Consider the following 26,218-nt stretch of genomic DNA (forward strand, 5'->3'; position numbering starts at 1 on the left):
ATTTAAAGCCTAGTGTGTAATCACGCTGAGTGCGCTTAACGTAGGTATTATTTGAAGTAGTCATAATTCGTCCTCAATGTGTAAACACATTTCAGGACGGGACATATGAGAGATTCCTTACTCGCCCCTTCGCGTTCGATGGAATAGCCGATGTGGGTTACTTTCTCAAATCTGGCGGAATCGGTAGCTCAGATGTTTTTAGGTTTGGACGCTGACCGCCTTTCTTACGGTATTGCTTAAGTTGAAATACATACGCAAGAATTTGTGCCACAGCGGTAAAGAGACCATCTGGGATCTCTTGCTCGAGTTCAGTGGAGTGGTACAGGGCTCGAGCTAATGGCGGAGCGGGTACGACATAAATATCATGCTCGCGGGCAACTTCACGAATTTTGAGAGCCATGTGATCCGTACCTTTTGCCACAACAATCGGTGCTCGGTCACTGTCTTGCTTATAGCGCAGTGCGACTGAGAAGTGCTCTGGGTTGGTTACGATAACGTCCGCCTGAGGCACCTCCGACATCATCCGGCGCTGCGCAGCTTCACGTTGCAACATACGGATACGCCCTTTCACCTCTGGCTTACCCTCAGTATCTTTATACTCGTCTTTGACCTCTTGCTTGGTCATTTTTAGCTGGTTCGCGTGTTGCCAAATCTGAAACGGAATATCGATCGCGGCAACAATCAATAATGTACAGCTAATCAGCAAAACAAAGTTAAGTAAGATATCCAATGCATGGAAAATATTTTGAGGATAAACATCCATACTCAGCTGGAAGAGGTCTTCTCGCGCCGCGCTGATAAGATAGAAAGCCATCCCTGAAACCAGAGCCACTTTTAGAATCGATTTGATCAATTCAACCCAGCTCTGCATGCCGACCATACGTTTTAAACCACTGAGCGGGTTCATTTTAGACCATTTAGGCATGGCCGCTTCGGCAGAGAAACTGATCCCACCAACACCTGCAGCCCCTGCAACAGCAGCAACAAACAAGGTCACGAGAATCAAGAGCAGTGGCATTAAAAGGCTGCCCATAGAGCCAATGACGATATCGAAAAGCTTAACGTGATCGAAAATCTCATCTCTTGATAAGCTGAATAGGCGACTCATCAATGTAAAGAGCGCGCGCGCTAGACTCTCCCCAAACCACATTAGGGCAACAGAACCAATGACTAAAACAGAAACCGACGCCAGCTCTTTTGACCTTGCAACCTGCCCTTTTTCTCGGGCTTGTTGCAAGCGTCTGGGCGTGGCGTCTTCTGTACGTTCTTGACCGTCTGACTCTGCCATTCAGCCTCCTAACAATCCAACCTGATGAACGAACAAATTTGTTGCTCACCTTGGATCCAGAATAGCTCATAGTGGTTATATAAACCGGCAATGAGGTACCAACAAATAAGTAAGCCCACCATTAAGGCGAAGGCAAAACCCAGTGAGAAAATATTTAGCTGCGGGGCAGCACGGGTCATAACACCAAATGAGAGGTTGATGGTGAGTAGAGCAATGATGCCGGATAACGACATGCTTAACGCAACTTTAAACATAATGCCGAGCCATAGAGCCAGCTCTCTGAAGTCAACGGTGGTAAGGGACCCAGTTCCAATCGGCAATGATTTAAAGCTCATCACCACCAGCATTATCATTTTTAAGTGACCATCAGTTGCGAGGAAAAACAGCGTCGCTAAAAACATAAATAGCTGACCTAAAACCGGAGTGTTTTGTCCGTTGGCAGGGTCAACCATTGACGCAAAACCCAAGCTCGACTGCATACCTAAGATTTGGCCCAATATGACGAATGTCTGAATCATAAACTGGGTTATCGTCCCCATAGCAATACCAATAATGAGCTGCTCAAGTAAGGTCATAAAGCCTTCAAACGAGAGCAGTTCAATGGTATCTGGTACGGCTGGAATCGCCGGCATAACCGCAAAAGTAATCGCCAAGCCTAGATAGAGGCGCACTCGTGTAAATACAAAACGCGCACCCGTCACCGACATCACCATTAACATGGCTGAGATGCGAGCATAAGGCCAAAAGTAGTTGGCCAACCAGTCTAGAACGAGCGTCGCTGGATATTCCATAGCGTAGCCTAGTAAAGCACCTGAGGCATTCGCTCAATCATGCTAAAGAAGAACTCCATCAAGGCTTGAGTCATCCAGTGAGCAAACATCATAAGTGCCAGTAAGGTCACGATCAGACGAGGTAAGAAGCTTAGTGTCTGTTCGTTGATAGAGGTAGCGGCCTGGAAAATAGCGACAACCAAACCGATTAAAAGACTCGGAATAATGATCGCACACACCATGATAAGAACTAACCATAGTGCATCTCGAAACAGCTCTACAAACATCTCAGGAGTCATTTAATCCCTCCCGTCACAAGGCGAAACTGCCGGCGAGCGTCGACAGTATTAGGTTCCAGCCATCCACCAGCACAAACAGCATCAGTTTGAATGGTAGCGATACGATCATTGGGGACAACATCATCATACCCATTGCCATCAAAACTGACGCCACGACAAGGTCGATGATCAAAAATGGCAAAAAGAGCATGAAGCCGATTTGGAAAGCCGTTTTTAGCTCGGAAGTTATGAATGCAGGGATCAATACCGCCATCGATACGTCTTCAGGGGCGGTCGCCGTATCGCCAGAAATATTCACAAACGTTTCGAGATCTTTCACCCTCGTCTGCTTGAGCATAAAGTCTCGCATCGGCCCTTGCGCCAGATCGAACGCCTGACGCGCTGAGATCTGTTCGTTGATATAAGGCTGTACGGCTTCTTCATTAATTTTGTTCAGCACAGGGGACATGATGAAGAAAGTCAGGAAGATAGCGATACCAATGATCACTTGGTTCGAAGGCGTTTGTTGTAGACCCATCGCTTGACGCAGTATCGACATCACAACCACGATTCGGGTAAAAGAGGTCATTAAAATAACCATAGCCGGCAAAAAGCCTAGCATGGTCATGAGGGCTAAGATCTGTAAGTTTACAGAGTAGTCTTCGCTCCCATCAGGGTTTGTCGTCATGGTCAGCGCAGGAATACCACTACCGCTTCCACCAACTAACGTGCTGGTTGAAATCGTTTGTGCGTTACCTTGGGTACTTTCCATCGCTGAGACTGTCACTGAATCACCCGCTGCAATATTCGCCGGGACATTAGTGTCTAGCTCTTCTTGTGCCCACGTTACTGCCGAAAACAGCAGAGCACACACCATAAGCAGTGTTGATGCGAACCTATTTGTTTGTATCATTCTTCTTCAGCAGCTGAGTCAATTGATTGGCAAATGGACTGGCAGCCATCTCCTCCTGAGACAAGGGTTTATCCAGTTTTGAGATAAGTTGAATTGATTGAGCTGTAACCCCAACCAAGAATTGCTCTTCACCCGCTTGTACAATCATAATTCGCTCTCGGTTGCCCACTGCGATTTGACGAACGACCGCAAGGCCTTTCTGATTAACCAGCGAAGGAACACGCATACGCTTTAAGAGCCAAGCGAGAAAGAGTATGAAGGCAATAACGAACAAGAGCGACCCAAAAGTGGTCGCCCAGTCTAACTGGCTGCCTGGGGTGGCAGCCATCGCGGTTGGTGTTAGTAAAGCCAGTGGGTAAAGTAAGTACCCCTTAACTTTTAACGTCATACATAACCTTATTTTAGCGAAGCTTCTTGATACGTTCAGTCTGGCTGATTACGTCAGTTAAGCGAATACCAAACTTGTCATTGACGACAACAACTTCGCCGTGCGCGATAAGTGTCCCGTTAACCAACACGTCCAGTGATTCACCCGCAAGACGCTCAAGTTCAACAACTGAGCCTTGGTTCAATTGCAGTAAGTTACGAATACTGATTTGAGAACGCCCTACTTCCATTGAGATAGTGACAGGAATGTCTAAAATCGTATCTAATTTGCGACGTTCATCATCTGAGATTGGTGTAGAGGTATCTTCCAGCTCATCAAGTTGAGCATTCATTACTTCATCAACATCAATACTTGGCGCACTTGGGTCCTCACCTAACGCTGCAGCCCATTCGTCCGCCAGTTTTTGGTCGTCACTCGGTTCCATACCTGTTACCTATCTAATCTTCTTTAATCGTCAATTTCGCCATCATCGTCTTCAAGATCGGAAATTACATCTTTTCCGAGGAAGGCGATATCGGTTTTCACCACATCAGGGCGTTTAATTTTTTCTGAAACTTGCACCGCAAGATTCTCACCAGAGCGTCCCATCTTAGTTCGGAAGGTTGGCAGTTCTTCCACGAACATAGTGGCGTGTTCTGGCATCGTAATTGGGATAATGTCGCCCGGTTGGAGCTCCATTAGATCTCGCAGTGAAATATCTTGCTCAAGCAGTTCAACCCTGAAATTCACCGGAACATCCATGATCTCTTCGCGAAGTGCCGTACTCCAACGTACGTCAGTCTCCATCTTATCTGACTGAACACCCGCATCGAGAAGTTCGCGAATAGGCTCTACCATTGAGTAAGGCATAACCACGTGGAAGTCACCACCACCACCATCCACTTCAATGTGGAAGGAGCTAACAACAATCACCTCTGTTGGGCTGACGATGTTGGCCATACTCGGGTTAACTTCGGAATCAAGATACTCAAACTCAACTCCCATCACTGGAGACCAAGCTTCTTTGTAGTCTTCGAATACAATTTTCAGTAGCAACTGAACAATGCGTCGTTCTGTCGGTGTGAATTCTCGACCTTCGATACGAGCGTGGAATCGACCATCACCACCAAAAAAGTTTTCTACCAATATGAAAACTAAGCGCGCTTCCATCGTGATAAGCGCCGTACCTTTTAGCGGGCGAAACCTCACCATGTTCAAACTGGTTGGAACGTACAAGGTGTTTTGGTATTCACCAAATTTCATCATCTGTACGCCGTTGATTGACACTTCTGCCGTTTTGCGCAGCATGTTGAACAAGCTAATTCGCATATGGCGGGCAAAACGCTCGTTAATCAGTTCTAGGGTCGGCATCCGACCACGAACGATACGGTCTTGTGAAGAGAAGTCGAAGTCTACGGCACTCGCATCGGAGGCAACAACCTCATCTTCTGCCTCATCAACATCATCTACACCGTGTAAGAGAGCATCAATCTCATCTTGGCTTAATAGATCCGTCACTCGTCACCTACTGAATTACAAAATCGGTAAACAGCACTCGTTCAATCACTGGCTGACCGACCGCTCGGGTTAAGCTTGCTTTAATGTCATCAGTCGCTTTATCTCGCAGCTCGACACGACCATTCACGCTTCGCAGTTGATCAACGGTGGCTGATGCAAATGTGCTAAGCAGTGAGCTTTCAATCAACGGTGAATGATAGCGTGCTAAATTCTCATTATCGCTACCTCGTACCATTAGCTGGACTTTAATCTGAACTAGACGGTCTTTCTTATCACCTGTCACATTAAACAAGAAAGGTTGAGGGATGTTCACATAAGCAACCGGATCAGTCGGAGTCACAACCTCTTGTTGAACTGCCGCTTGTTCCGCAGCTGGCTCATCTGAACCCATTAGAAAAAATGCCGCACCACCGCCACCTAGCAATAAGACAACGACAGCAACAATTATGATAATTAACTTACCCTTCCCTTTCGGTGCTTCCGTTTCGATTTCTTCGACTGCCATACTTAACGTTCTCTATTTCTTTATATTTTACAGTTTAAGCGTAATAACTAATTCCATCACGCTTTGCAGCGACATTCAAATCAAGATTGACGTCTGGTTCAAGATTTTCTTCACCAGAGAAGCCCTGATTGCCGCTACCTTGACCATTATTGTCTTGCCCTGCGTTCGCGTAACCTTTTTGCTGCTGCCCTGAAGATTGCTGCTGAACCGAGCTTTCGTTCAATTGTACACCTTGCTGAGCGAGCATCTCGCGTAATCTTGGCATGGATTGTTCAATCACGTCACGAGCCTGTTGGTTAGCAACTGTAAAGTGAACCGTTGTTCCATCACCGTTCATGTTCATGCGAATTTGCATACGTCCGAGTTCTGGTGGGTCAAGACGAATATCGATGTTCTTGAGATTTTTCGACATCATCATTTGAACTCGCTCCGCCACTTGATCACCCGCCATTTCACGGTTCAGCTGTAAGGGTGTTTGTGCTGCTGCTTGTTCAGCGCGAATTTGAGTCGCACTATTTGCTGTCTGTAGGCCCGCCGCTTGTGACAATTGTTGAGCAAAATTCGACTCTTGCCCAGCTTGTCCGCTCTCAGAACCTTTAGCCAATTGACCCACGGTTCCTACCGTTTTCGCTCCCAACGCCGCTTTCAGCAAAGCTTGATCTTGTGCCACAGCCACATTAGGTGCAGCAGCGACTTGTTGTAACTGACTTGCCACTAAATCATTTGGCATCGGGGCTACAGCATTCTGAACAGAGGCTTGGGATTGCAATGCCACTTGCGCAGCTTGAGCCTGCTGGGCTGACAGAGCTTGCTGTACAGATTGTGCGACCACAGCTTGCTGCGCTTTAGGTGCCATATCCGGTTTGACAGCCATCTGATCTGTAACAGGAGCATCAGAGCTTGAAGCCCAAGCGATTGCGGCGGCAGGCGCGGCAGCAGTCAGCGTCGGATCCACCGCTTCGCTACCTTCAACACCTACTGTTGAAGTAGCAGGATCCTGGCCAGACGTAGCCTGCTGAGACATAGCACCCGATGCTACCGCGCTTGTCGCGGCGACACTGGCACCAGCGACCACTGCGCTACTCGCAAGCTCGGCACTACCGACTTCTTCAACGTTCTGTGATTGAACCTGCTGAGATGATGCTTGTTGAGACAACTCTTCTGAGCCAACAGCTTTACTGCTCTGCTGCTCTACTAAACTATTTGAATCGAGTTTGGTTTGCCCTTGCACTGCAACTGCAGCGGTAGACGCAACAACAATGCCATCGTCACTATTGCTTTTAGCAACCACTTTCTCAACGTTCGCTACATCACTTTCGGCTGCGTCATTTGATTGCTGAATAAAAGGTTTCGCTGCAACAGGGATTTCAACCTCTTCACCTTGATCATTGAGAACGGTCTGAGTCTCTACTTTGTTAGGCTCAGTTGACGTGTCGTCACTCTTCGCGGTACGAGCACTGGCCGCCGCTAATGCGGGTGCACCATTTTCAGCAGTTACTGTTTTATCACTCTTACCGTCAACGCTATCCGATTTAACTTCTTTGGTTGGAGGCAACTCTTTGCCGTCTTTTGACTGAAGTGCACTGCTTGATTCATTCAATCGTTGGAGTACTTCTTCATTTTCAGAAACAATATTCTTTGCTGATGCAGAGGAGTCTTTAGCTACAACAGCTTCGTTTGATTTATCTGACTTATTGTTTTGGTCTGCCGTCTCGGCATCAGCCGCTACTTTTGAGCTTTCAGCCGACTCATCATCGCTCGAAAGCAATTCATCCGAACTCTGACCTTCGGTCTGAGCCTTTGTTACTTTAGCATCGTCGGAGCTGCCCTCAAAGCTCGCTTCAACCTCTTCGCTACCTTGAGTCGCTTTAACTGCCTCAACCTCACCTTCCGACTTACCCTCGCCTTTGATCATTGCTGTGAGCTTGGCAAAAAAGCCTCCTGACTCAGAAGTTTCTTCTGCTCCATCACTGCCACTAGCTACCCCTTTGGTCGCTTTGGGACTTTCCGATACTGATGATAGATTGATATTCATAAAACAATTCACTCACTGTTGCGCAAAGCAAAGAAGGTTGAAGTACTGAGCCGGTTGAGAGTAAACGACAATTTAATCTATAGCGGCAATCTTTGAAGTGAACTTTGCAAAAAATGAGCCAAGTAATAGGGTTATTAGGTCGGGTTAAAAATCACTGGATTGGCGACGAGAGAACTGCAAAGTCGAGAACTCATCCATTTGCTTTTGCTCGCGTTGATTTTCTAAACGCTGCTTCTCGGTCTGTTTTTTCTCTATTAGCCATTCATAGGAGCGGCGCTGTTTACGAGTTTCAAGCCAGTTTTGTTCGCAACCCTCGACTTGCCCTTTAAAGTGGGATTCTGCCTGCTTCTGTTTTGCAAGTGTTTCATCAAGAGTGGTAAGAAATCGATTCAAGTGCGCGTACTGACTGGCTGTCAAACCTTGCTGCCCACGTTCAATCAACTGCTGGCAGTAATCTAAGCGATATTTTTCAATTTGTTCAAGCTGTTGATAGTAACCATCTAACTCGGTACGAGCTTGCGTGAGCGCCATAACCGCTTGGTTTTCTCTCTCTTTGGCCTGTTCAACAAGAAATTCAAGTGCATTGTCCATAAACGATTACTCCCCGTGCAGCAGGCGGCTAAGCATGTTAACGCACATGTCGTAAGGGACGGTCTCTTTCATGGTCTGTTGTAAGTACTGATCAAGCTTAGGTTTGATGGTGAACGCACCATCAATGGCGGCATCCGTACCCGGTTTGTACGCGCCAATGGAAACGAGATCTTGATTCTTGCGGCATATTGATAACACTTGTCTGACCGCTTTCGACATCAGCACGTGTTCTTCCGTCGTGATTTGAGGCATCACACGGCTGACCGACTTCTCGACATCAATCGCTGGGTAGTGGCCTGCATCCGCCATTTCGCGAGATAATACAACGTGACCATCCAAAATCGCTCGAGAAGCATCGGCAATAGGATCTTGAAGGTCGTCGCCTTCGGTTAAGACAGTAAAGAATGCGGTGATAGAACCTTGATCAGGGCTGCCGTTACCTGCTCGCTCTACCAATGCAGGGAGCTTAGCAAATACAGAAGGCGGATAACCTTTTGTGGCAGGCGGTTCACCTACAGACAGGGCGATTTCACGCTGGGCTTGGGCAAAACGTGTTAATGAATCCATCAAAAGAAGGACATCAAGCCCTTGATCGCGGAAGTACTCTGCGATGGTCAATGCAGTCTGACAACCTTTTAGCCTCATCAAAGGCGATGAGTCGGCAGGCGCTGCTACCACGACAGAGCGTTGGCGCCCATCTACTCCTAAAATCTCTTCAATGAACTCTTTAACTTCTCGTCCACGCTCACCAATCAAGCCAACCACAACCACCTGAGCGGTTGTCCCTCGGGTCATCATTCCAAGCGTGACCGACTTACCTACGCCGGAACCAGCAAATAGACCAATACGTTGCCCCTTACCAACAGTAAGAAGGCCATTGATGGCTTTGATGCCAACATCCAGAGGTTCTGAAATAGGTTTTCGGGCGAGTGGGTTGATAGGCTCAGCGTTAAACGAGGCGCGTTTCTCAGTATAGATAGGACCAAGCCCATCAAGCGGGTTACCAACGCCGTCAATGACTCGGCCAAGTAGTTCCATACCAACGGGAAGACCAACTTCACCCGTCATTGGTGTGACTTTGGCTCCAGGTAAAATGCCAGTGATTTGCTCACTTGGCATTAGGAATAGGCTATCGCCAGAAAACCCGACGACCTCCGCTTCCATTTCACCTGTCATGGTTTCAACAATACATAGGCTACCAATAGGCGCTCGGCAACCCGTAGCTTCAAGGGTTAAACCAACAACACGAACTAATCGACCAGAGGCAACAGGGCGGCAAGTATGACCTTGCGCTTTGTATTGTGAAAGACGTTCAGCAAGTGCGAGCACTACTCACCACCTTGGTGGCGGTTCACCCCACAAAAGCTTTGAATAACGCTACGTATACGATCTTCCATGCGGTAGTTTACACTCGACTCACCCGCTTCGATCTGTACATCACCTCGGTTAAGAGCCGGTTCAGAAGCAAGCGTCCAGTTACGCATGTCGATCTCTTGCTCACCATATGCAGAGCGCACGATCTCAACATCATCAGGATGTAGCTTTAACGTAATGGCATGGCCTGAAATAGGCAGTGATTCAACGGACTGTTTGATCGTATCAAGAATAATTTGAGGATTGGTCTGCACTTCAACATGGACAACTTCTTTAACAAGGACCAAGACCATATCCACTAGCTGCTTTTCCACTTGAGCGTTCATCAGCTCTAGTGGCTGCGCAAACTGGTTTGCAAGACTAACGAAGGTTTGAACTTGTTGCTGAATAAACTCTTGCCCTGAAGCTACGCCTTCAATTTTACCTGCTTCCAGCCCTTCTTGATGACCATCTTGCAGACCTTGCTCTTTGCCTTTTTCGTAACCTTGCTTGAAGCCAGCTTCTTGCCCTTGATGGAGACCTTCCTGATACGCCTGTTGCTTAATCAGCTCGATCTCTTGCTCGGTCAGCTCAACAGGAGCTTCTTCTTTGCTAGGTTCAGAGATAGGCATCCAGCTTGGGTCATAGTTCATTGCGGTATCACGCGCTTTCTTATGGGCTTGTGCCGTGTAATCAGGCATGCCCCAGCGCTCTGGCTTTTCAACCAGTTCGTCATTATCTAGACGTAAAAAACCACGTTTGCGTTCCCCAGACATAGACACCTTATCTTAATTTATTGCGATTATAGGAATTCGTCCGCACCGCCACCCAGCATCAATTCGCCAGAGTCGGCCATGCGTCGTGCAATTGCCAGAACTTCTTTCTGAGCCGCTTCAACATCAGAGACTTTAATTGGCGGCATCGCTTCAAGATCGTCACGCATCATTTCAGCAGCACGCTTAGACATATTCTTGAAGATCTTCTCACGGAGACCATCATCAGCGCCCTTAAGTGCACGTTGTAGTGCATCTTGAGGAACATCACGCAGCAACTTCTGAATACCTTGATCGTCGACTTCGATAAGGTTTTCGAAGACAAACATAAGATCTTGAATTTGCGTCGCCATATCTTCGTCTTGGTCGCGGATCTGATCCATCAACACGCCTTCGACGTTGTTGTCCATGTAGTTCATGATCTCGGCCGCTGCTTTCAGGCCGCCAATTTTGGCCGCTTGAGCACCCGCTTGACCTGCGAACTGCTTCTCCATGATCTCGTTCAACTCTGCCAGTGCAGATGGTTGAACTTCTTCTAGGTTAGCAATACGCATCATCAGATCGAGACGGTCACGTTCCGCAAACTGAGAGAGAATTTCCGCTGATTGATCGGGCTCTAGGTAAGAAAGAACAATGGTTTGAATCTGAGGGTGCTCGTTGATAATGATGCTCGCCACTTGTCGTGGGTCCATCCATTTCAATGAATCCAGACCTTTAGAACCAGTACCCAATAGGATCTGGTCAACCAGGTTGTTCGCTTTATCTTCACCAAGGGCTGCGACTAACGCATTACGCATAAAGTCTTCACTGCCCATACCAATGTTGGTGTATTTCTGAATATCTTCCAAGAATGCACGATGCACAGCACCGACTTTATCTTGGCTCAGGTCGGCAGCTCGAGCCATCGCGCTACCCACTCGTTGTACTTGTTTTGGTTCTAAGTGGCGAATAATGCCTGCTGCGTCTTCTTCATTCAGACTCAGCAAAAGTATTGCTGCACGCTCTTCACCCGGAATGGTTGATATATCCACGGTGTTTTCTGCTACCTCACCGCCCTCTTCCTGTGGTACTAATTCGTTAGGCATCCTGCATCCAATTCTTCACTACTTGTGCTGCAAGTTCTGGTTCGTTGGCAACCAGTGCACGAACCGCTTTCAGCACATCTTCATCTTTATGTAAGTTAGGTAAGTCGATGCTAGAACCGAACTCAAATAACTCACCACCGTCTAAATCGCCACCGATCAAGCTCGTTTCACCATCAGCACCGATAGGCATGCCATCTGGGCCGTATAGTTGCTCATCATCGTCATCAGAGGCAGGGTTGAGCAGTTTCTTCATCGCAGGGCGAACGAGTACAAGCACAACCACAATAATAACTAACGCACTTGCGAACCAACGAATCCAATCGTTGAAGTTAGGATGCTCCCAGATCGGAACGTCTGCAATCACGTCTGTTTCTGGAATTGCAAACTGCATACTCAGTACGTTCAACAAATCACCGCGAGCTTCGCTAAAGCCCACAGTGCCAACCAATAGCTGTTTAATAGAGTTTAGTTCAGTCTCAGAGAGAGGCTGGTAAGTCGTTTCACCTGTATCAGGGTTAACCACTGGACGGTTCTTAACCGCAACCGCCACCGTTTGACGATTCACGACACCTGTTTGGCGTCGCTCATGACTGATCGTCGTATCGAGCTCAAAGTTACGCGTCGCTTCTTTATGAACCGAGCCTTGCCCCATAGCTGTACCGTCTTTCATTTGTGCCACATCTTGTGGAATCGACGCATCCGCTGGAGGCTGATTGCTTAAAGCCCCTGGTACACCCGCGACCACACTGCCGTTGTTGTAATCCTCTAACGTGTATTCACTTCGAGTTGCTGGCGTGTTTGGGTCAAAACGCTTACGGGTCTGTTCTACCGCACTAAAATCGAGTTCAATATCAACCTGAGCCGTATAGTTACCAAAGCCAAGAATTGGGATAAGTACAGAGTCAATTTTTTCACGCAGTGCTTGTTCTTGTTTACGCTCTAGCTCATGCTCTTTACGACGAGCGGCTGATGCAGGGTCTTGAGAACCCGAGCTTAGAAGACGACCATGCTGATCAGTCACGGTAATACGGTTTGGCTTCATACCTGGAACGGCACTTGCCACCATATCAACCACCGAGTCGACTTCTTCTTGTTTTAAGTTGGTACCTGTTTTGAGCGTCAAGAAAACCGACGCCGACGCCTCTTGATTATGACGAACAAACACACTCTGTTTTGGAAGAGCCAGCAACACGCGCGCTTTACGCACTTGCTTCATCTCTTCAATCGCTTTGGACAACTGACGCTCTCGACTCAGTTTTAAACGCTCTTGTTCAAGACGCTGAGACACACCAAAACCCATGTCTTGAAGCAGGATGTCGTCACCCGCTTGCTTCTCTTGGTTTAAGCCGGCACGCACCATATCCAGTTTAAGCGTATTGTATTCACTGGCTGGCACCAAGATGGTGTTGCCATCGAGGGTATAGTCAAGTTTCTGTTGGTCTAAGTAATCTAGAATTGGGATCAGTTCTTCTGTTTCATACGCACCAAGAGGTCGCATTTCAGGCTCTTTCACCCAGAAAAACAACATTACGATTAGCGCAACACAGATTGAAATAGAAAGGACAAGAACCACCTGACGTAGCAAGTCGAGATCACCGACCGCCATATCAAATTTGGAACTGCTTTTTTCGTCCAGATCAGGGTTTTGTACGTCAGAATCGAGATCCGATGTTGCTAGCATCGAGCTCTCAGCTGCGCTGTCTGAAACCGTGAGATCCGTTGAATGGTTTTGCTCTGCCACAGATATTACCTAACTTAAACTGGCATGTTCATCAATTCTTTGTACGACTCAACAAGCTTGTTGCGTACTTGAATTGTAGCTTCGAAAGCGACACTAGATTTGTTTCTAGCAATCATGACATCAGATAAAGACACATCGGCATCACCTCGGTCGAATCGCATCTGAAGGTTGCCTGATGTCTTCGAGAGGCTATTGACGTTGTTGATTGCGTTGTTCAATAGCTGGCCAAAATCCGCACCGACAGTTTGTCCAGTCGCAGTAGGTTTAGTCCCACTGGCTTCAAACATCATCGCCTGCATTTCGCTTTGAAAACCGTCAATTCTCATCAATACCTCAGTAGTCAACTCTTTGACTCAAATTTGTGCTAGATTAATGACGCTGCAATCCTCGTGCCACGTCATTAGGTAGGGCAAAATAACACGTTAGTTAGGAATATCAATCCCAGCATCACGCATTTTTGCTAACTTGTAGCGAAGTGTGCGCGGGCTAATGCCCAACTTCTCTGCCATCTCTTTACGGCGGCCATTACACTCTTGAAGTGTTTCTAGGATAATCGCGTATTCTTGATCTCTCAGTTCACCGCCTAACCCTGATCCTGCCGCCAAATTATTGTTCGCTTCCGCTATTGGTTTCACTGTTGGTGCGACAGCCTCACCACCTTCGACAGCAACTTGCAAGCTCGATGCATCTTGCCAATCAAGCCCTTCGAGTAAGATGTGCTCAGCATCAATATGGTTGTTTTCACTCAAAATGAGGGCACGTTGAACAACATTATCCAATTCACGTACGTTACCTGGCCATTGGTAAGCGAGCAGTTTGTTGACAGCACTTTCGCTCACACTTGGCACTGGCATGCCCAATTTTTGGCAATGACGCTCTACCAAATGTTTTGCTAATGGTTCGATATCACCTTGACGCTCATACAGTGCCGGCCATGCAATTGGGAATACATTTAAGCGGTAGTACAAGTCTTCACGAAAGTTACCCTCTTGAACATACTGCTTGAGATCGCGGTTACTGGTCGCCAATACACGCACATCAAGTTTGATGCTCTTACGGCTGCCCAAACGTTCAACCTCTCGCTCTTGCAGAACACGCAGTAATTTAGCTTGTAGGCTCAGATCCATTTCACTGATTTCATCTAGCAAAATCGTACCACCTTGAGCCTGTTCGAACTTACCCGGACACGCTTGGACGGCGCCTGTGAACGCGCCTTTCTCGTAACCAAATAAGGTCGCTTCTAGCATATTGTCTGGAATCGCCGCACAGTTGATCGCCACAAAAGGGCCATCTTTACGGTTCGAAGCGTTGTGAATATAACGAGACATCACCTCTTTGCCCGATCCGCTTGGACCAAGCACCATCACGCTCGCATCGGTTTTCGCTACTTTGTCGGCCAACGCAAGCAGCTTAATACTTTTCTCGTCGGCAACGACGGCATCACCGTTATCGTCAGATTTAACAGGCGCGTATCGACTGACCATATTAAGCAGAACTTCGGGTGCAAACGGCTTCGCCATGTAATCAATCGCACCGTCTTTCATCGCAGATACCGCATCTTCGATGTTGGCGTAGGCGGTCATCAGCAAAACTGGAAGATTAGGCCAGTGCTGCTTGATATTACGCAGTAGCGCGAGTCCACCCATGCCTGCCATCTGCACATCTGAAACGACAATATCAACGCTATTTGACTTAAGCTTGACCAATGCATCTTCAGCACTGTCGGCTTCTAACCACTCATAGCCAGCTAGAGCTAAGGTATCGACTAATGCTTCGCGTAGACCTTCATCATCTTCTACGATTAGTACTTTGCTTTGAGCCATTATCATTCTCCAGTCATAGCTTGTTGTTCAGTCTGTAGCTGACGGTCTAGCGGGATACACATGGTAAAACACGCACCGTCACCTTCTTCTGAAATGAGTTCTAACCTTCCATCATGCGCTCGGCAGACCATTTGAACGACTGCAAGACCAAGGCCTGTACCTTGGGAGCGAGTGGTGAAGAAAGGTTCCATAATTTTGTTTTGCAGCTCTTTTGGTACACCTGGGCCACTGTCTTGAACCGATATTTTGAGTTCACCATTTACCGGTCTAAAGAAAACGTCGACTTGTGACTGTTTGCCTGCAATTTGAATCGCGTTCATGACCAAGTTGCTGAGTGCAGAGGCAATCGCGTTGGAGTTACCCAGCAGTTCAATTTGTTCCTGCTCAACTTCTAGATAGTAATCGATTTGATTGTTATTAATTGCAGTCTCAACCATTGGTGAGAACTCTGCCACTAAACTTTCGATCGTGAACGGTTTCACGACCTTATTGTCCCCACCCTTTGCAAATAGAAGCATATCGTTGACCTGCTTTTCCAAATCATGCAGACGATCCATCAATTTGCCTTGAAAGCGATCTTTGGTTGCAGGTGGTAGGTTCGGAGCAGCTAAATTGGACGCATAAAGCATGGCGCTTGATAACGGCGTTCGCACTTGGTGAGCAAGCGAGGCGACCATTCGACCTATCGATGACAGTCGCTGCAAGTCACTAATGCGAGATTGCAGCAGGCGAGTTTCGGTTAGGTCCGTGATAAGGATAAGCTGCCCAGTCGTTGAGGCTGAAATCGCCAATCGAACCTTACGCCCATTTCGCAGTGATATCTCATGACCATCATCTTCACGAGGAGCAAAAGCTTGCTGGATAACTTCAAACCACTTTTCACCCACTAAAGGGATCTCTAGCAGACGGCTTGCCTCTGGGTTGGCTTCTTGTACCACCCCTTGGGTATCAAGCAGAATCACACCAGCAGGCATCACATCTAACACCTGCTGATAACGCTCTACTTGTTGTTCTAATGTACCGAGTGGTGTTGGGTTATCAGCCGGTGATGTTGAGTGCATGACGTATTTCTGCCTTAAAAAACTACAATAGCCTGTCATGCAATAAGCAAGCCAGGCTATTTTATATATTTTTCAATAAGTTAACTTTAAGTCGAAAAGTTGACAGTCAAATTTACATCGATTTTAGCGTTGTAAATTGTACTTTCGCATCTTCTCAACCAGCGTCGTCCGACGCATCCCTAGCATGTCAGCAGCACGAGCGACAACACCGCCTTGGGCTTCAAGCGCTTGATTGATCATATTGACTTCAAGCTCTGCTAGCATCTCTTTTAAGTTGACCCCTTCAGGCGGTAAACTTTGAGGTGCATTCTCGTTCTCTGGGAAGAAATCTGTCGACTCTAAGCTGAAGTCCTCAGAGAAAATATCATGCAAAGCATCACGCTCTTGATCTTCTACAGATTCAAGGTTGTTGTACTCAGGCTGGAACTCAGGGATATCACTGTAGCGATATTTCGTTGGCAGATGATTTACGTCCACCAAACTATTTGGATAGAGGATGATCATACGTTCAACAAGGTTGGCAAGTTCGCGTACATTCCCAGGCCAATCATGCTCGGTCAATGAATTCACCGCCCTTGGAGTAAAGCAGATAGGCTGTGCGCCCTCTGACTCCATACGTGTCATGAGCTCTTGAAGTAACAACGGAATATCTTCAATACGATCACGCAGTGCTGGCATTTCAATTGGGAAAACATTAAGACGATAATAGAGATCTTCACGGAAGGACTCTTCATCAATCATAGTCTCTAAGTTGCGATGAGTCGCAGCGATAACACGCACGTTAACACGGATAGTCGTGTTACCGCCCACACGTTCAAAAGTTCGCTCTTGCAGCACACGCAGTAGCTTGACCTGCATCGGCATTGGCATGTCGCCAATTTCATCAAGAAACAGCGTGCCGCCTTCAGCCAGTTCGAAGCGTCCCTTACGTGAGGTAATCGCGCCCGTAAATGCGCCTTTCTCGTGACCGAATAGTTCACTCTCAAGCAAATCAGGTGGAATCGCGCCACAGTTGATCGGCACAAATGGGCCTGTTCGACGCGCTGAATGATAGTGGATATTACGAGCTACCACCTCTTTACCTGTCCCTGACTCGCCAAGGATCAAGACATTCGCTTCGGTTCCTGACACTTGTTCAATAAGATGTCGGACATCTTTAATGCCATGGCTTTGACCAACCAAGCTACGAAACAGAGTATTTTTGCGTGTTGACGAAGGAACATTAACGCCTTTACGTCCGAGGAAATCTTTACAGTGGCGTAACGCCTCACTGAGTTGCGGATAATTTAGGGGATACTCCAATTCGCCGACATAGTTTGTCAGCTCTTCAACTGGATAAGAATGCTTTCCGGCAATCAGAAGTGGGACGTGATTGGCTTGTAGTAACTTATCACTCAGCTTGGTCGATAATTTGTCGTTGGCTAGAGAGCCTAAAATGCAACCTGCCCATACTTGAGACCAATCTAGATCCTCAAGTTGATCCGAGCTGATCGCCTCACACTGTTCTCCAACAAATTCTAATATATTACTGAGATTGATACGCGCTTGTACGTCGTCCTCAATCACGAGTAGTTTTGCTAAACCTTGCATAGGTGAGATTATTCGCCTTTTTTAATAAAACGTTGTGGCTGGGTAAAAATGCTAGCGTTAACAGTAACTATAGACTAGAAACTCGCCAGACAATGTATAATTTTCAGCAACAAAAAAAGCCACTAGGCTGTATAGTGGCTTCTATTCTATTTTAAAAAAAAAATAAGGCAACCAAGCAATTACTTGATGTGATGTTTACCCAAAAGCGAAATTTGAACAGCTCCGAAGAGTAAACTATATTTTCTATCTATATTTACCGTTCGTTATTTCGTTCTAGATACCAACTTCGCCTGCTGTCAGGTTGTGATATTCATTCGGAATTTGATCCCATGCAGACTTAATTTCGCGGATAATGTCGATAACATCATCAATTGGTGCAGGGTTATTCTGATGGTTTGCTTCGGTAATCTGAGTGATCATGAACTCATACAGTTGATCTAGATTTGAAGCGATATCACCGCCGTCATCCATCGATAGACAGCTACGTAGGCTGATGATGATATCTAACGCTTTACCCAAGCGTTCACCTTTCATTGGTATATTGCCTGCCTGCATAGCAGCTTTGCCTTGAATCAAACGTTCAATAGCGCCCGCCATCAACATCTGGACAATTTTATGCGGGGAGGCCGCACTGAGCTGGCTATCAACCGATACCTTCTTGTAAGCCTGTAATGAACCGCGCATAACAACCCTCTTAAAATCTATAAAAACTTTTGATACTGCTGAACGGAGCGCTTTCCGTGACGGTACTTTTGTAACGCCGCTCCTAATTCAGCAGTTTTACTCTGCATTAATTGTACAACAGATTGGGTTCGAGCCACTGTCTCTTGCCACTGCTGCAGCTGAGCCAACTCAGAGTTGGCCTGAATCGCTTCGAACAACTTTTGCAATATCTGTTCCCTTGTATCGACAAGATGGACAATTTCTTCAGCATTAATCTCGTCGGCTGCAAGAGTTTCACTAATTTTGAGATCTAAGTCACTAACTTTCGTGAGATTGGCCTCAAATTCATTATCCAAGAGCATTCATCATCCCTGCTAGCTGAGACTGCATCTTACTGGTGGCATCCTGCATCGCCGTAAATTTGGCGTGAGTACGTTTCTCTAGATTATCCATTCGACGATCTAGAGAGGCTTGATCATCTTCCAGTCGATAATTTCGCTCGACCAAACTACGTTCTCGGCTGCGGATTGAACCAGTTACCCCCGTCAAACCTTGAATTGCATCTTCCACTTTTTTAGCAAAGCCTTGATTACCGCCAAAGAAGTCTTCTAACTTGTTGAAGTTATTGTTGAGTTGGCGATCCAGCATGTCATAGTTGATTTCAAGGTTACCTTGCCTTGTCGTGGTAATGCCGAACTCCGTCAGAGTTTTTAAATCTTGTGGAGCGGGTTCCACGCGAGAGGAGAAAACCGCTTTCAAGCGAGAGTCCGCACTACGCACGATACTGTCGCCAGACAATGGGCCTGCCATCCCTGTTCTAGGATCGACGCCACCTAACTCTTTAGACACTTGATAGAATTGATTATATGCGGCAACAAATTGCTCGATATCTTCACGCACACCTTGACGATCGTATTCGATGTCGATCTCTGATGCCGGTTTACCTTTTTCGGTGCGGCCTTTAAGGGTCAAATCTACCCCATCGATCGCATCTTCAATGATGTTGTTGTCACTCGACAGTTGAGCAACTCCATCAAGCATGACTTTGGCATCTTGAGCCGATTGCACTTCCGTCATTCCTCGATACGTATCAAAGGACTCTTGTGCAGCATCGAGATCAGCCTGCGCTTGATCGATGCGTTCTAAATACTCACGTTGGTCTTTAGGAAGGTTGGCGCGTTCGAGCTCTTTCGCTTGTTCAGGCGTTAACTCACCAGAAGCAACACGCTGTTGAAGCGCCACTTTTTCATCAACAAAGCCTTGTTCAATGCGCGCCTTTTCAGCATCCAATTTCGCTTTAGCTTCTTTTGGCGTCACATAAGAGTCAGTCAATGTACCAGACGCAGCCGCAGACCAGCCTGGGATATCAGGCATTTTCTCTTTCGCTTTCGCATCAAGTTGCGGCTCTGGCTCCCAGTAAGAATCAAGTAATGTACCAGAAGCGCTTTCACTCCAACCCGGAATGCGCTCTTCGGGTTTAAGATATTTGTTCGCTTCAATCCCCGCTTGCGCTGCGGCTGCCGTTGCCCCACTCGACATTTCATTGCCAGGTGTCGCCTCTTTAGCGGCATTTGGATCGGCATTTATTGCCGCTTGCTTCGACGCATCGGCAATCTCTTGGTCTACAATTTTTGCCGCATCAATATTGCGCTGAGCAATTTTGTCTGCAATCAGCTGCTCGGCGGGATTAAGTGGAGAAAGCAGTGCTTGCGCCGCTGCCCTTGCGCGCTCTAAATCTTTAACGCGTTGTTCGAGTGTTTTATATTCAAGAAGTTTTAGTGAATCACCAGGTTTGGCGTCCACTGTCATAGAAACGTCGTTGGTTTCGCCCGACTTGTTCGAAGCAACAATGAGTCGCGGGCCTTGTGTATCGTTGATAACAGCGGCTCGAACACCAGGATTAGATTTGCTGCCATTGATACCGCGTACGACATCAATCAGCTTAGAATTTTGTTGTACATCGACAGAGAACTTTTGGTCCCCTAACGAAATCTGCAGCTTGCCCGGGCCAAATTTCGCATCTTCAGGAAGTACATCTGATGCAATTTTATGACTTTGAGCAAGCTGCAACACATCGATCGCATATCGACCAGCGATAGCTTCAGTGGTTGCTGTCGCAGATACGACCGCCTCGTCCGTAGTCTCGACGGTTCTTGCGGCAAAAGCTTTCTCCTGACGAAAGCTCGCCATTAAGTTTTTCATCGTATCCAGCGACTCTTTGAGTCTGCCATAGGCACTGATACTGGAATCAATATTGGTCCGCTCATTGTCGATACGTTGCTGTTTAGGCACACGCTCCGCATCTACAATTTTGCTGACCATAGAATTGATATCCATGCCAGAATTCATGCCTATAGGGCCAAAACTCATTCATTCACCTCAAGTACGATTACACCGATTGATTCACTAACCCTGAAGAGTATCGGGCCGTTTGTTCTCTCAATCGTCGTAATATTTCTAACATTTCCTCGTCGGGAATCTGACGAATAATGTCGCCAGTGTCCGCTTCGTAAATCGTTACAACATCCCTACCTGACTCTTCGTCAACACGGAAAGACAAACCTTTGTTGATTGATGAAATAAAATCATTCATCTCAGCAACTATCCGCTCTCGTTCTGCTTTATTCAGCTTTTCACGTTCTTTCGAAGCTTCTATCGCCTTTTCAACAGATTGAGCAGCTCGCTCTGTCATCTCCGATGTAGAAACCTGTTCCTTTTTTGAGGAAACCTGCTGTACACCATCGTACCTTGAAGCAAATTTAGTGCCACTTTCTGAGCCATAAGGCTGGATGTTCGATGTGTAGGATGGTATTTCCATAACGATCTCCCTTCCACCTTAGCAGGTTACAACATTCTGTTGCACCAATAAGCTCTAACCGAACTTATCGATTAACCTAGTAAGCTAAGAGCTGCCGACGGAGACTGCTTCGCCTGGGCTAGAATCGAAGTACTCGCCTGCTGAAGGATTTGCGATTTAGTCATCGCCGTCGTTTCCTTCGCATAATCAGTATCAACAATACGACTACGAGACGCGTTTACGTTCTCGTTGATGTTATCTAGGTTACTGATCGCGTGACCAAAACGGTTTTGGAAAGCACCCAATTCGGCACGTTGACTATCAACTGTTTTTAGTGCTCCATCGATAACAGAAACGGCCATCTGAGAACCCGCAACCGTTGTTACGTCCACATCAGAAACAGTACGCTGCTCCGCTGCACCAAAACCAATTTCACCGCCTAAACCACCTCCGATAGTGACGTCTGTAGCGACTTTGTTAGTCGCTGCAAATAGCTGAAGCTTACCGTCTTCACCAACAGAAGCTTTCACATCCTCACTTTGTCCATTGATGTACGTAGCTAGCTGCTCAATATCGTCGCCTTCTTTAGCGTTGATAGTGATGTTTTTCGCTTCACCATGTACATCAGTATAGCCTAGAGTTAGATCCGTCGAACCAGCAGAAACCGCCCAATCAGGAGCCTTAGCTGCAGCAGCTACATAGGCTTTACCGCCCATATCAGCGGTATCAGAACGCATGTTTCTGATCGAAAGCTGAACCGCCTCACCTGAGCTTGCTCCGATTTGGAATGATTTATCACCAAACGTACCGTTAAGAAGTTTGTTACCACCAAAAGAGGTCGTTTCTGCGATACGGTTTAGTTCATCATTAAGTGCGGTTACCTCTTCTTGGATCGCAATACGCTCACCACGAGAGTTAGAACCGTTTGAAGATTGAAGTGCCAAATCACGCATACGTTGAAGGATGTTGGTTGTCTCATTCATCGCACCTTCAGCGGTTTGAGCAATTGAGATACCATCATTGGCATTCTTTACAGCCATGTCTAGACCACGGCTTTGTGAGTTTAAGCGGTTGGAAATTTGCAAACCAGCAGCGTCATCACGAGCACTGTTGATTTTATAACCAGAAGATAGACGCTCCATCGATTTCTGCATGCCATCAGTCGCACCGTTTAGGTAACGCTGTGCGGTCATTGCAGACACGTTCGTGTTTACATTAATTGCCATGTTTGATCTCCTTAGGCATTAGGGCGATGTACCTTTGCGTCTCTCACCTCGCATCAGCACATCTCATTTCTCTCAATCCTTTAACGGCGAGTGAAAAAATACCTTTAGAGAAAATTTTAATTATTTCTTACTTTTTACAATTAACAGTATGAAATGTGATAAAGATCATCTATTTAGCAGACATAAAAAAATCCAGCCGAAGCTGGATTTTTTCGTGGTAACTAAGATTAACCTAGCAGACCTAATGCCGAGTTCGGCGCTTGCTTCGCTTGAGCAAGGATAGAGCTTGACGCTTGAGAAAGAATTTGCGACTTAGTTAGTGCCGTTGTTTCTTTCGCGAAGTCAGTGTCTTTGATACGGCTCTTAGATGCATTCACGTTTTCGTTGATGTTATCTAAGTTGTTGATAGCGTGGTTGAAGCGGTTCTGGAATGCACCCAGCTCAGCACGGTGGCTATCTACGTTTTTAAGTGCAGCATCAACGATTGCAACAGACTCTTGTGCACCGCCAACTGAGGTTACGTCGATAGTATCAACAGTTACCGATGTTGCTGCGCCCATTGCAAGTTCACCTGCTAGACCACCAGAGAAAGCAACTGCGCCATCAACCTTATCTGAACCAGCAAATACTTGTAGTTGACCATCTTCGTTTACAGACGCTTTAACTAAGTCAGTTTGACCGTTAATGTACGTTGCTAATTCTTCAATATCGTCGCCTTCTTTAGCGTTGATAGTGATAGTTTGAGCAACACCGTCAGTGTCAGTTAGGTTTACTGTTAGGTCGTTTGCGCCAGCAGCGACTGTCCAGTTTGCATCTTTCGCGTTTGCAGCTTGGAAGCTTTGACCACCCATTTTAGAGTCATCAGAGCGCATGTTGTTTAGTGAAAGCATTACTGCTTCACCGTTGTCCGCACCAATCTGCATTGATTTAGTGCCGAACGTGCCGTTTAGTAGCTTGTTACCACCGAAAGAAGTTGTTTCAGCGATACGGTTAAGTTCGTCGTTAAGTGCTGTTACTTCTTCTTGAATCGCTACACGCTCAGATTTTGAGTTTGAACCGTTCGCAGACTGTAGTGATAGGTCACGCATACGTTGTAGGATGTTCGTCGTCTCATTCATCGCACCTTCAGCAGTCTGCGCGATAGAGATACCGTCGTTCGCGTTACGTACAGCAACGTCTAGACCACGGCTTTGCACGTTTAAGCGGTTAGAGATTTGAAGACCCGCTGCATCGTCTTTAGCGCTGTTGATCTTAGAACCAGATGACAAACGCTCCATTGAAGTTTGTTGAGCATTGTTCGCGCTGTTTAGGTAACGCTGAGCTGTCATTGCTGATACGTTGGTGTTTACATTCACTGCCATGGTGATTTCTCCGTTTGATTTTCCGATGTTTCCGGTTTCCGACGTCTCGGAAAACCAAAGTAGTTCTCTCAAAGTTACAATTATTAACGGCGCTATTTTCGAAACCTTGAGGATTTTTTTAAGTTTTTTTTGAAAAAAGTTCGTTTGAAAGGAAAAGCGTGATTAAAGGTCAATAAAGTCATTTTTTTGCTAAAGCTTTCACTTTGGCTGTCGATAACCCTTTCTTGCTTCAAATTAGCCGAGCAAAGTTATGGCTAAATTAGGCTGTTGCTTGGCTTGAGCAAGTATTGAGGTACTGACTTGCTGAAGAATCTGCTGCTTGACCATCTGAGTCGTTTCTTTAGCGTAATCGGTATCTTTAATGCGGCTATTGGATGCTGAAAGGTTTTCGTTCACATTGCCTAAGTTGTTAATGGCATGCTCGAAACGATTCTGCATTGCACCTAGCTCAGCACGATGACTATCGACATACTTTAATGCCGTATCAATTACCGATACCGCTCTCTGGGCTCCACCGACGTCAGAAATATCTATATTATCAACCGCTTCATAACCCGAGAGGTTCATTCCTAGTTCACTGGCTAGCGCCCCAGAGAATGCAATAGTGCCTGACGTTTCACTGCCCGCCATAAAGATTTGCAACTGCCCTTCTTCATTCACAGACGCTGATACTTTGTCAGTTTGGCCATTGATATAAGTAGCTAACTCTTCAATATCATCCCCCGCTTTCGCGTTAATAGAGATGGTTTCTTGCTGGCCTTGCGCATTGGTGTATTGCATAGTGAGCGCTTCATTGCCTTGGGTGACTTGCCAACTATCATCAGCTTTACCCGAGGCCATATAGCTAAACCCGCCCATATCGATACTGTCAGAGCGCATATTTTTCAAAGAGACTTGAACGGCTTCACCCGAACTGGCACCAATTTGAAAAGAAGAAGATGAAAACGAACCATTGAGCAATTTTCGACCACCAAAAGCGGTCGTTTCAGCGATTCGATTCAATTCATCATTTAAAGCGCCCATTTCTTCCTGTAGGGCAACACGCTCTGACTGACTATTTGAACCATTGGACGACTGCAAAGACAAATCACGCATGCGCTGTAAGATATTGGTGGTTTCATTCATTGCACCTTCAGCGGTTTGCATAATTGAAATACCATCATTGGCATTACGCATCGCAACATCCAGGCCGCGCATTTGCGACTCTAGCCGATTGGAGATCTGCAAGCCTGCTGCGTCATCTTTCGCACTGTTAATTCGACTGCCCGACGCCAGTCTCTCTAGAGACTGGTTAAGCAAATCCGTCGCATTCGTCAGGTGACGCTGCGCGGTCATTGCAGAGACATTGGTATTAACAGTAATGGCCATAACAAGAGTTGATCCTTTTTCCGATTACTCTTTGTATCGGCCAAATGGTTAATTCTTTAATCAAAAAGGAATAAAAAAACCGAGCACTTGGCTCGGTTCATCATGATTCAATTTGTCGACTTAGCGATTTACTTTACAGATAGTGATTGAAGCATGTCCGCTGATGGTGCAAAGAAATAAGCGCCCGTCACTGCTTTAGTAAAGCGAAGCAGTTGGTCTGTCTTGCCATCTGTCACGCCATACATGCTTTCCAGCATAGCTTTGAAGTTATGCAGCGTATTACAGTAAGCAATAAACAGTAGACCATGTTCACCAGACACACTGCCGTATGGCAAGCTATGACGAACAATCTTCAGGCCTTTGCCCTCTTCTTTAATATCAACGCGACCAACATGAGATGCGGCCGGAACATCATCTAACTCGATAGAATCTGGCTTAGTACGGCCGATCACTTTCTCTTGCGCCGAAACATTCAAGCGGTTCCATGATGGTAGGTTATGAATGAAACGCTGCACCATCACATAGCTGCCACCAGCAAATTCACCTTGAGGAATGATTGCCACTTCTTCACGCTGAGCCTCTTTCGGGTTCTCAGTGCCATCAACGAAATCGGTCATATCGCGTGAATCTAGATAGCGGTAACCGTATGTTTCATCAACCACTGACACGTTCTCTGAAACTTGAGCAAAGAACTTACGCAATAGATAGAAATGCAGATCGTGACGATTCGAATGGCAGTGAATCAGAACATCCACATCAGAACTAGGCGCGACAACCTCTCCCTCACCAAGTTCTGGAAAATCGATTAACTCAGCAGGCATCTCAGCATTTAGCTTGCTCCAAAATGCTTTGGTAAACGCGATTGATAACGTTAGCTCTGCACCTGGCTGTTGAGCATTCAGTTCCGATACCAATTCTGGCAACGCTTTTAATTGCTCTAGAACGGCCTGTGGGTTTTGGCTTACCTTTAATAAGGTGTATTGAGCGAAAGGACCTGCTTCAGGAAGAATCGCACTTTGAGGGTATGACATTATTTTTTCCTCACTGTTCTAATTTTTGCTCAGTGTATTTCGTTTTGATTTATAAATATTGATAGTGATCATCGCTTGATA

26 protein-coding genes are annotated in these 26,218 nt (G+C 46.5%); all 26 read right to left on the bottom strand.

Annotated features, from left to right (window positions below):
- Positions 1-157 precede the first annotated feature (157 nt).
- On the bottom strand, positions 158-1,288 hold the full coding sequence (gene flhB, locus F0231_RS03965) for a flagellar biosynthesis protein FlhB (protein ID WP_171758429.1): 1,131 nt from the start codon (positions 1,286-1,288) through the stop codon (positions 158-160).
- A gap of 8 nt (positions 1,289-1,296) precedes the next feature.
- Positions 1,297-2,079 carry a flagellar biosynthetic protein FliR gene (gene fliR, locus F0231_RS03970; RefSeq protein WP_171758430.1) on the bottom strand — a complete coding sequence of 261 codons (783 nt, stop codon included), beginning with the start codon at positions 2,077-2,079 and terminating at the stop codon, positions 1,297-1,299.
- 8 nt (positions 2,080-2,087) lie between these two features.
- Complete coding sequence (gene fliQ / locus F0231_RS03975) at positions 2,088-2,357, bottom strand: flagellar biosynthesis protein FliQ (RefSeq protein WP_171758431.1); 270 nt, start codon at positions 2,355-2,357, stop codon at positions 2,088-2,090.
- Between the two features lie 13 nt (positions 2,358-2,370).
- Entirely contained in the window at positions 2,371-3,249 is an 879-nt protein-coding gene (gene fliP / locus F0231_RS03980; protein ID WP_171758432.1) for a flagellar type III secretion system pore protein FliP, read from the bottom strand.
- Complete coding sequence (gene fliO / locus F0231_RS03985) at positions 3,233-3,637, bottom strand: flagellar biosynthetic protein FliO (RefSeq protein ID WP_171758433.1); 405 nt, start codon at positions 3,635-3,637, stop codon at positions 3,233-3,235. Before fliO ends, fliP begins: the two co-directional genes overlap by 17 nt.
- A 13-nt stretch (positions 3,638-3,650) precedes the next feature.
- Positions 3,651-4,061, bottom strand: a complete 411-nt coding sequence (fliN, locus tag F0231_RS03990; RefSeq protein WP_171758434.1) for a flagellar motor switch protein FliN — start codon at positions 4,059-4,061, stop codon at positions 3,651-3,653.
- Between the two features lie 23 nt (positions 4,062-4,084).
- Positions 4,085-5,134, bottom strand: coding sequence for a flagellar motor switch protein FliM (gene fliM / locus F0231_RS03995; RefSeq protein WP_171758435.1), 1,050 nt, complete (start codon positions 5,132-5,134; stop codon positions 4,085-4,087).
- A gap of 7 nt (positions 5,135-5,141) precedes the next feature.
- A complete protein-coding gene (fliL, locus tag F0231_RS04000) occupies positions 5,142-5,639 on the bottom strand; it encodes a flagellar basal body-associated protein FliL (RefSeq protein WP_171758436.1) in 498 nt (165 codons plus the stop codon).
- Positions 5,640-5,673: 34 nt separating this feature from the next.
- Positions 5,674-7,674 (bottom strand): flagellar hook-length control protein FliK, encoded by a 2,001-nt coding sequence (locus F0231_RS04005; protein WP_171758437.1) that lies wholly within the window; start codon positions 7,672-7,674, stop codon positions 5,674-5,676.
- Positions 7,675-7,818: 144 nt separating this feature from the next.
- Entirely contained in the window at positions 7,819-8,265 is a 447-nt protein-coding gene (gene fliJ / locus F0231_RS04010) for a flagellar export protein FliJ (protein WP_171758438.1), read from the bottom strand.
- Positions 8,266-8,271: 6 nt separating this feature from the next.
- On the bottom strand, positions 8,272-9,594 hold the full coding sequence (fliI, locus tag F0231_RS04015) for a flagellar protein export ATPase FliI (protein WP_171758439.1): 1,323 nt from the start codon (positions 9,592-9,594) through the stop codon (positions 8,272-8,274).
- Positions 9,594-10,394: a flagellar assembly protein FliH gene (gene fliH / locus F0231_RS04020; RefSeq protein WP_171758440.1), complete on the bottom strand. Its 801-nt coding sequence runs from the start codon at positions 10,392-10,394 to the stop codon at positions 9,594-9,596. The genes fliI and fliH overlap by 1 nt, the downstream gene beginning before the upstream one ends.
- Positions 10,395-10,420: 26 nt before the next feature.
- Entirely contained in the window at positions 10,421-11,476 is a 1,056-nt protein-coding gene (fliG, locus tag F0231_RS04025) for a flagellar motor switch protein FliG (RefSeq protein ID WP_171758441.1), read from the bottom strand.
- The gene (gene fliF, locus F0231_RS04030; protein ID WP_171758442.1) at positions 11,469-13,217 is read right to left on the bottom strand and encodes a flagellar basal-body MS-ring/collar protein FliF; all 1,749 of its coding nucleotides are present in this window, start codon (positions 13,215-13,217) and stop codon (positions 11,469-11,471) included. The genes fliG and fliF overlap by 8 nt, the downstream gene beginning before the upstream one ends.
- Before the next feature lie 14 nt (positions 13,218-13,231).
- A complete protein-coding gene (gene fliE, locus F0231_RS04035; protein WP_171758443.1) occupies positions 13,232-13,543 on the bottom strand; it encodes a flagellar hook-basal body complex protein FliE in 312 nt (103 codons plus the stop codon).
- A gap of 96 nt (positions 13,544-13,639) precedes the next feature.
- On the bottom strand, positions 13,640-15,040 hold the full coding sequence (locus F0231_RS04040) for a sigma-54 dependent transcriptional regulator (RefSeq protein WP_171758444.1): 1,401 nt from the start codon (positions 15,038-15,040) through the stop codon (positions 13,640-13,642).
- A gap of 2 nt (positions 15,041-15,042) precedes the next feature.
- Positions 15,043-16,101, bottom strand: coding sequence for a PAS domain-containing sensor histidine kinase (locus tag F0231_RS04045; RefSeq protein ID WP_171758445.1), 1,059 nt, complete (start codon positions 16,099-16,101; stop codon positions 15,043-15,045).
- 123 nt (positions 16,102-16,224) lie between these two features.
- Positions 16,225-17,691, bottom strand: coding sequence for a sigma-54 dependent transcriptional regulator (locus F0231_RS04050; protein ID WP_171758446.1), 1,467 nt, complete (start codon positions 17,689-17,691; stop codon positions 16,225-16,227).
- A 273-nt stretch (positions 17,692-17,964) separates the two neighbouring features.
- Positions 17,965-18,375 (bottom strand): flagellar export chaperone FliS, encoded by a 411-nt coding sequence (fliS, locus tag F0231_RS04055; RefSeq protein ID WP_171758447.1) that lies wholly within the window; start codon positions 18,373-18,375, stop codon positions 17,965-17,967.
- 17 nt (positions 18,376-18,392) lie between these two features.
- The gene (locus F0231_RS04060; RefSeq protein WP_171758448.1) at positions 18,393-18,716 is read right to left on the bottom strand and encodes a flagellar protein FliT; all 324 of its coding nucleotides are present in this window, start codon (positions 18,714-18,716) and stop codon (positions 18,393-18,395) included.
- Positions 18,703-20,724 carry a flagellar filament capping protein FliD gene (gene fliD, locus F0231_RS04065; protein WP_171758449.1) on the bottom strand — a complete coding sequence of 674 codons (2,022 nt, stop codon included), beginning with the start codon at positions 20,722-20,724 and terminating at the stop codon, positions 18,703-18,705. Before fliD ends, F0231_RS04060 begins: the two co-directional genes overlap by 14 nt.
- 19 nt (positions 20,725-20,743) lie before the next feature.
- Positions 20,744-21,172 (bottom strand): flagellar protein FlaG, encoded by a 429-nt coding sequence (gene flaG, locus F0231_RS04070; RefSeq protein WP_171758450.1) that lies wholly within the window; start codon positions 21,170-21,172, stop codon positions 20,744-20,746.
- Between the two features lie 71 nt (positions 21,173-21,243).
- Positions 21,244-22,377, bottom strand: coding sequence for a flagellin (locus tag F0231_RS04075; protein ID WP_171758451.1), 1,134 nt, complete (start codon positions 22,375-22,377; stop codon positions 21,244-21,246).
- A 227-nt stretch (positions 22,378-22,604) separates the two neighbouring features.
- Positions 22,605-23,738, bottom strand: a complete 1,134-nt coding sequence (locus F0231_RS04080; RefSeq protein WP_171758452.1) for a flagellin — start codon at positions 23,736-23,738, stop codon at positions 22,605-22,607.
- 234 nt (positions 23,739-23,972) lie between these two features.
- The gene (locus F0231_RS04085) at positions 23,973-25,106 is read right to left on the bottom strand and encodes a flagellin (protein WP_171758453.1); all 1,134 of its coding nucleotides are present in this window, start codon (positions 25,104-25,106) and stop codon (positions 23,973-23,975) included.
- Positions 25,107-25,234: 128 nt separating this feature from the next.
- On the bottom strand, positions 25,235-26,137 hold the full coding sequence (locus F0231_RS04090; protein ID WP_171758454.1) for a Dyp-type peroxidase: 903 nt from the start codon (positions 26,135-26,137) through the stop codon (positions 25,235-25,237).
- Positions 26,138-26,218: the final 81 nt, after the last annotated feature.

Origin of the sequence: Vibrio sp. RE86 (genome assembly GCF_013114545.1) — a bacterium.
Classification (GTDB): domain Bacteria; phylum Pseudomonadota; class Gammaproteobacteria; order Enterobacterales; family Vibrionaceae; genus Vibrio.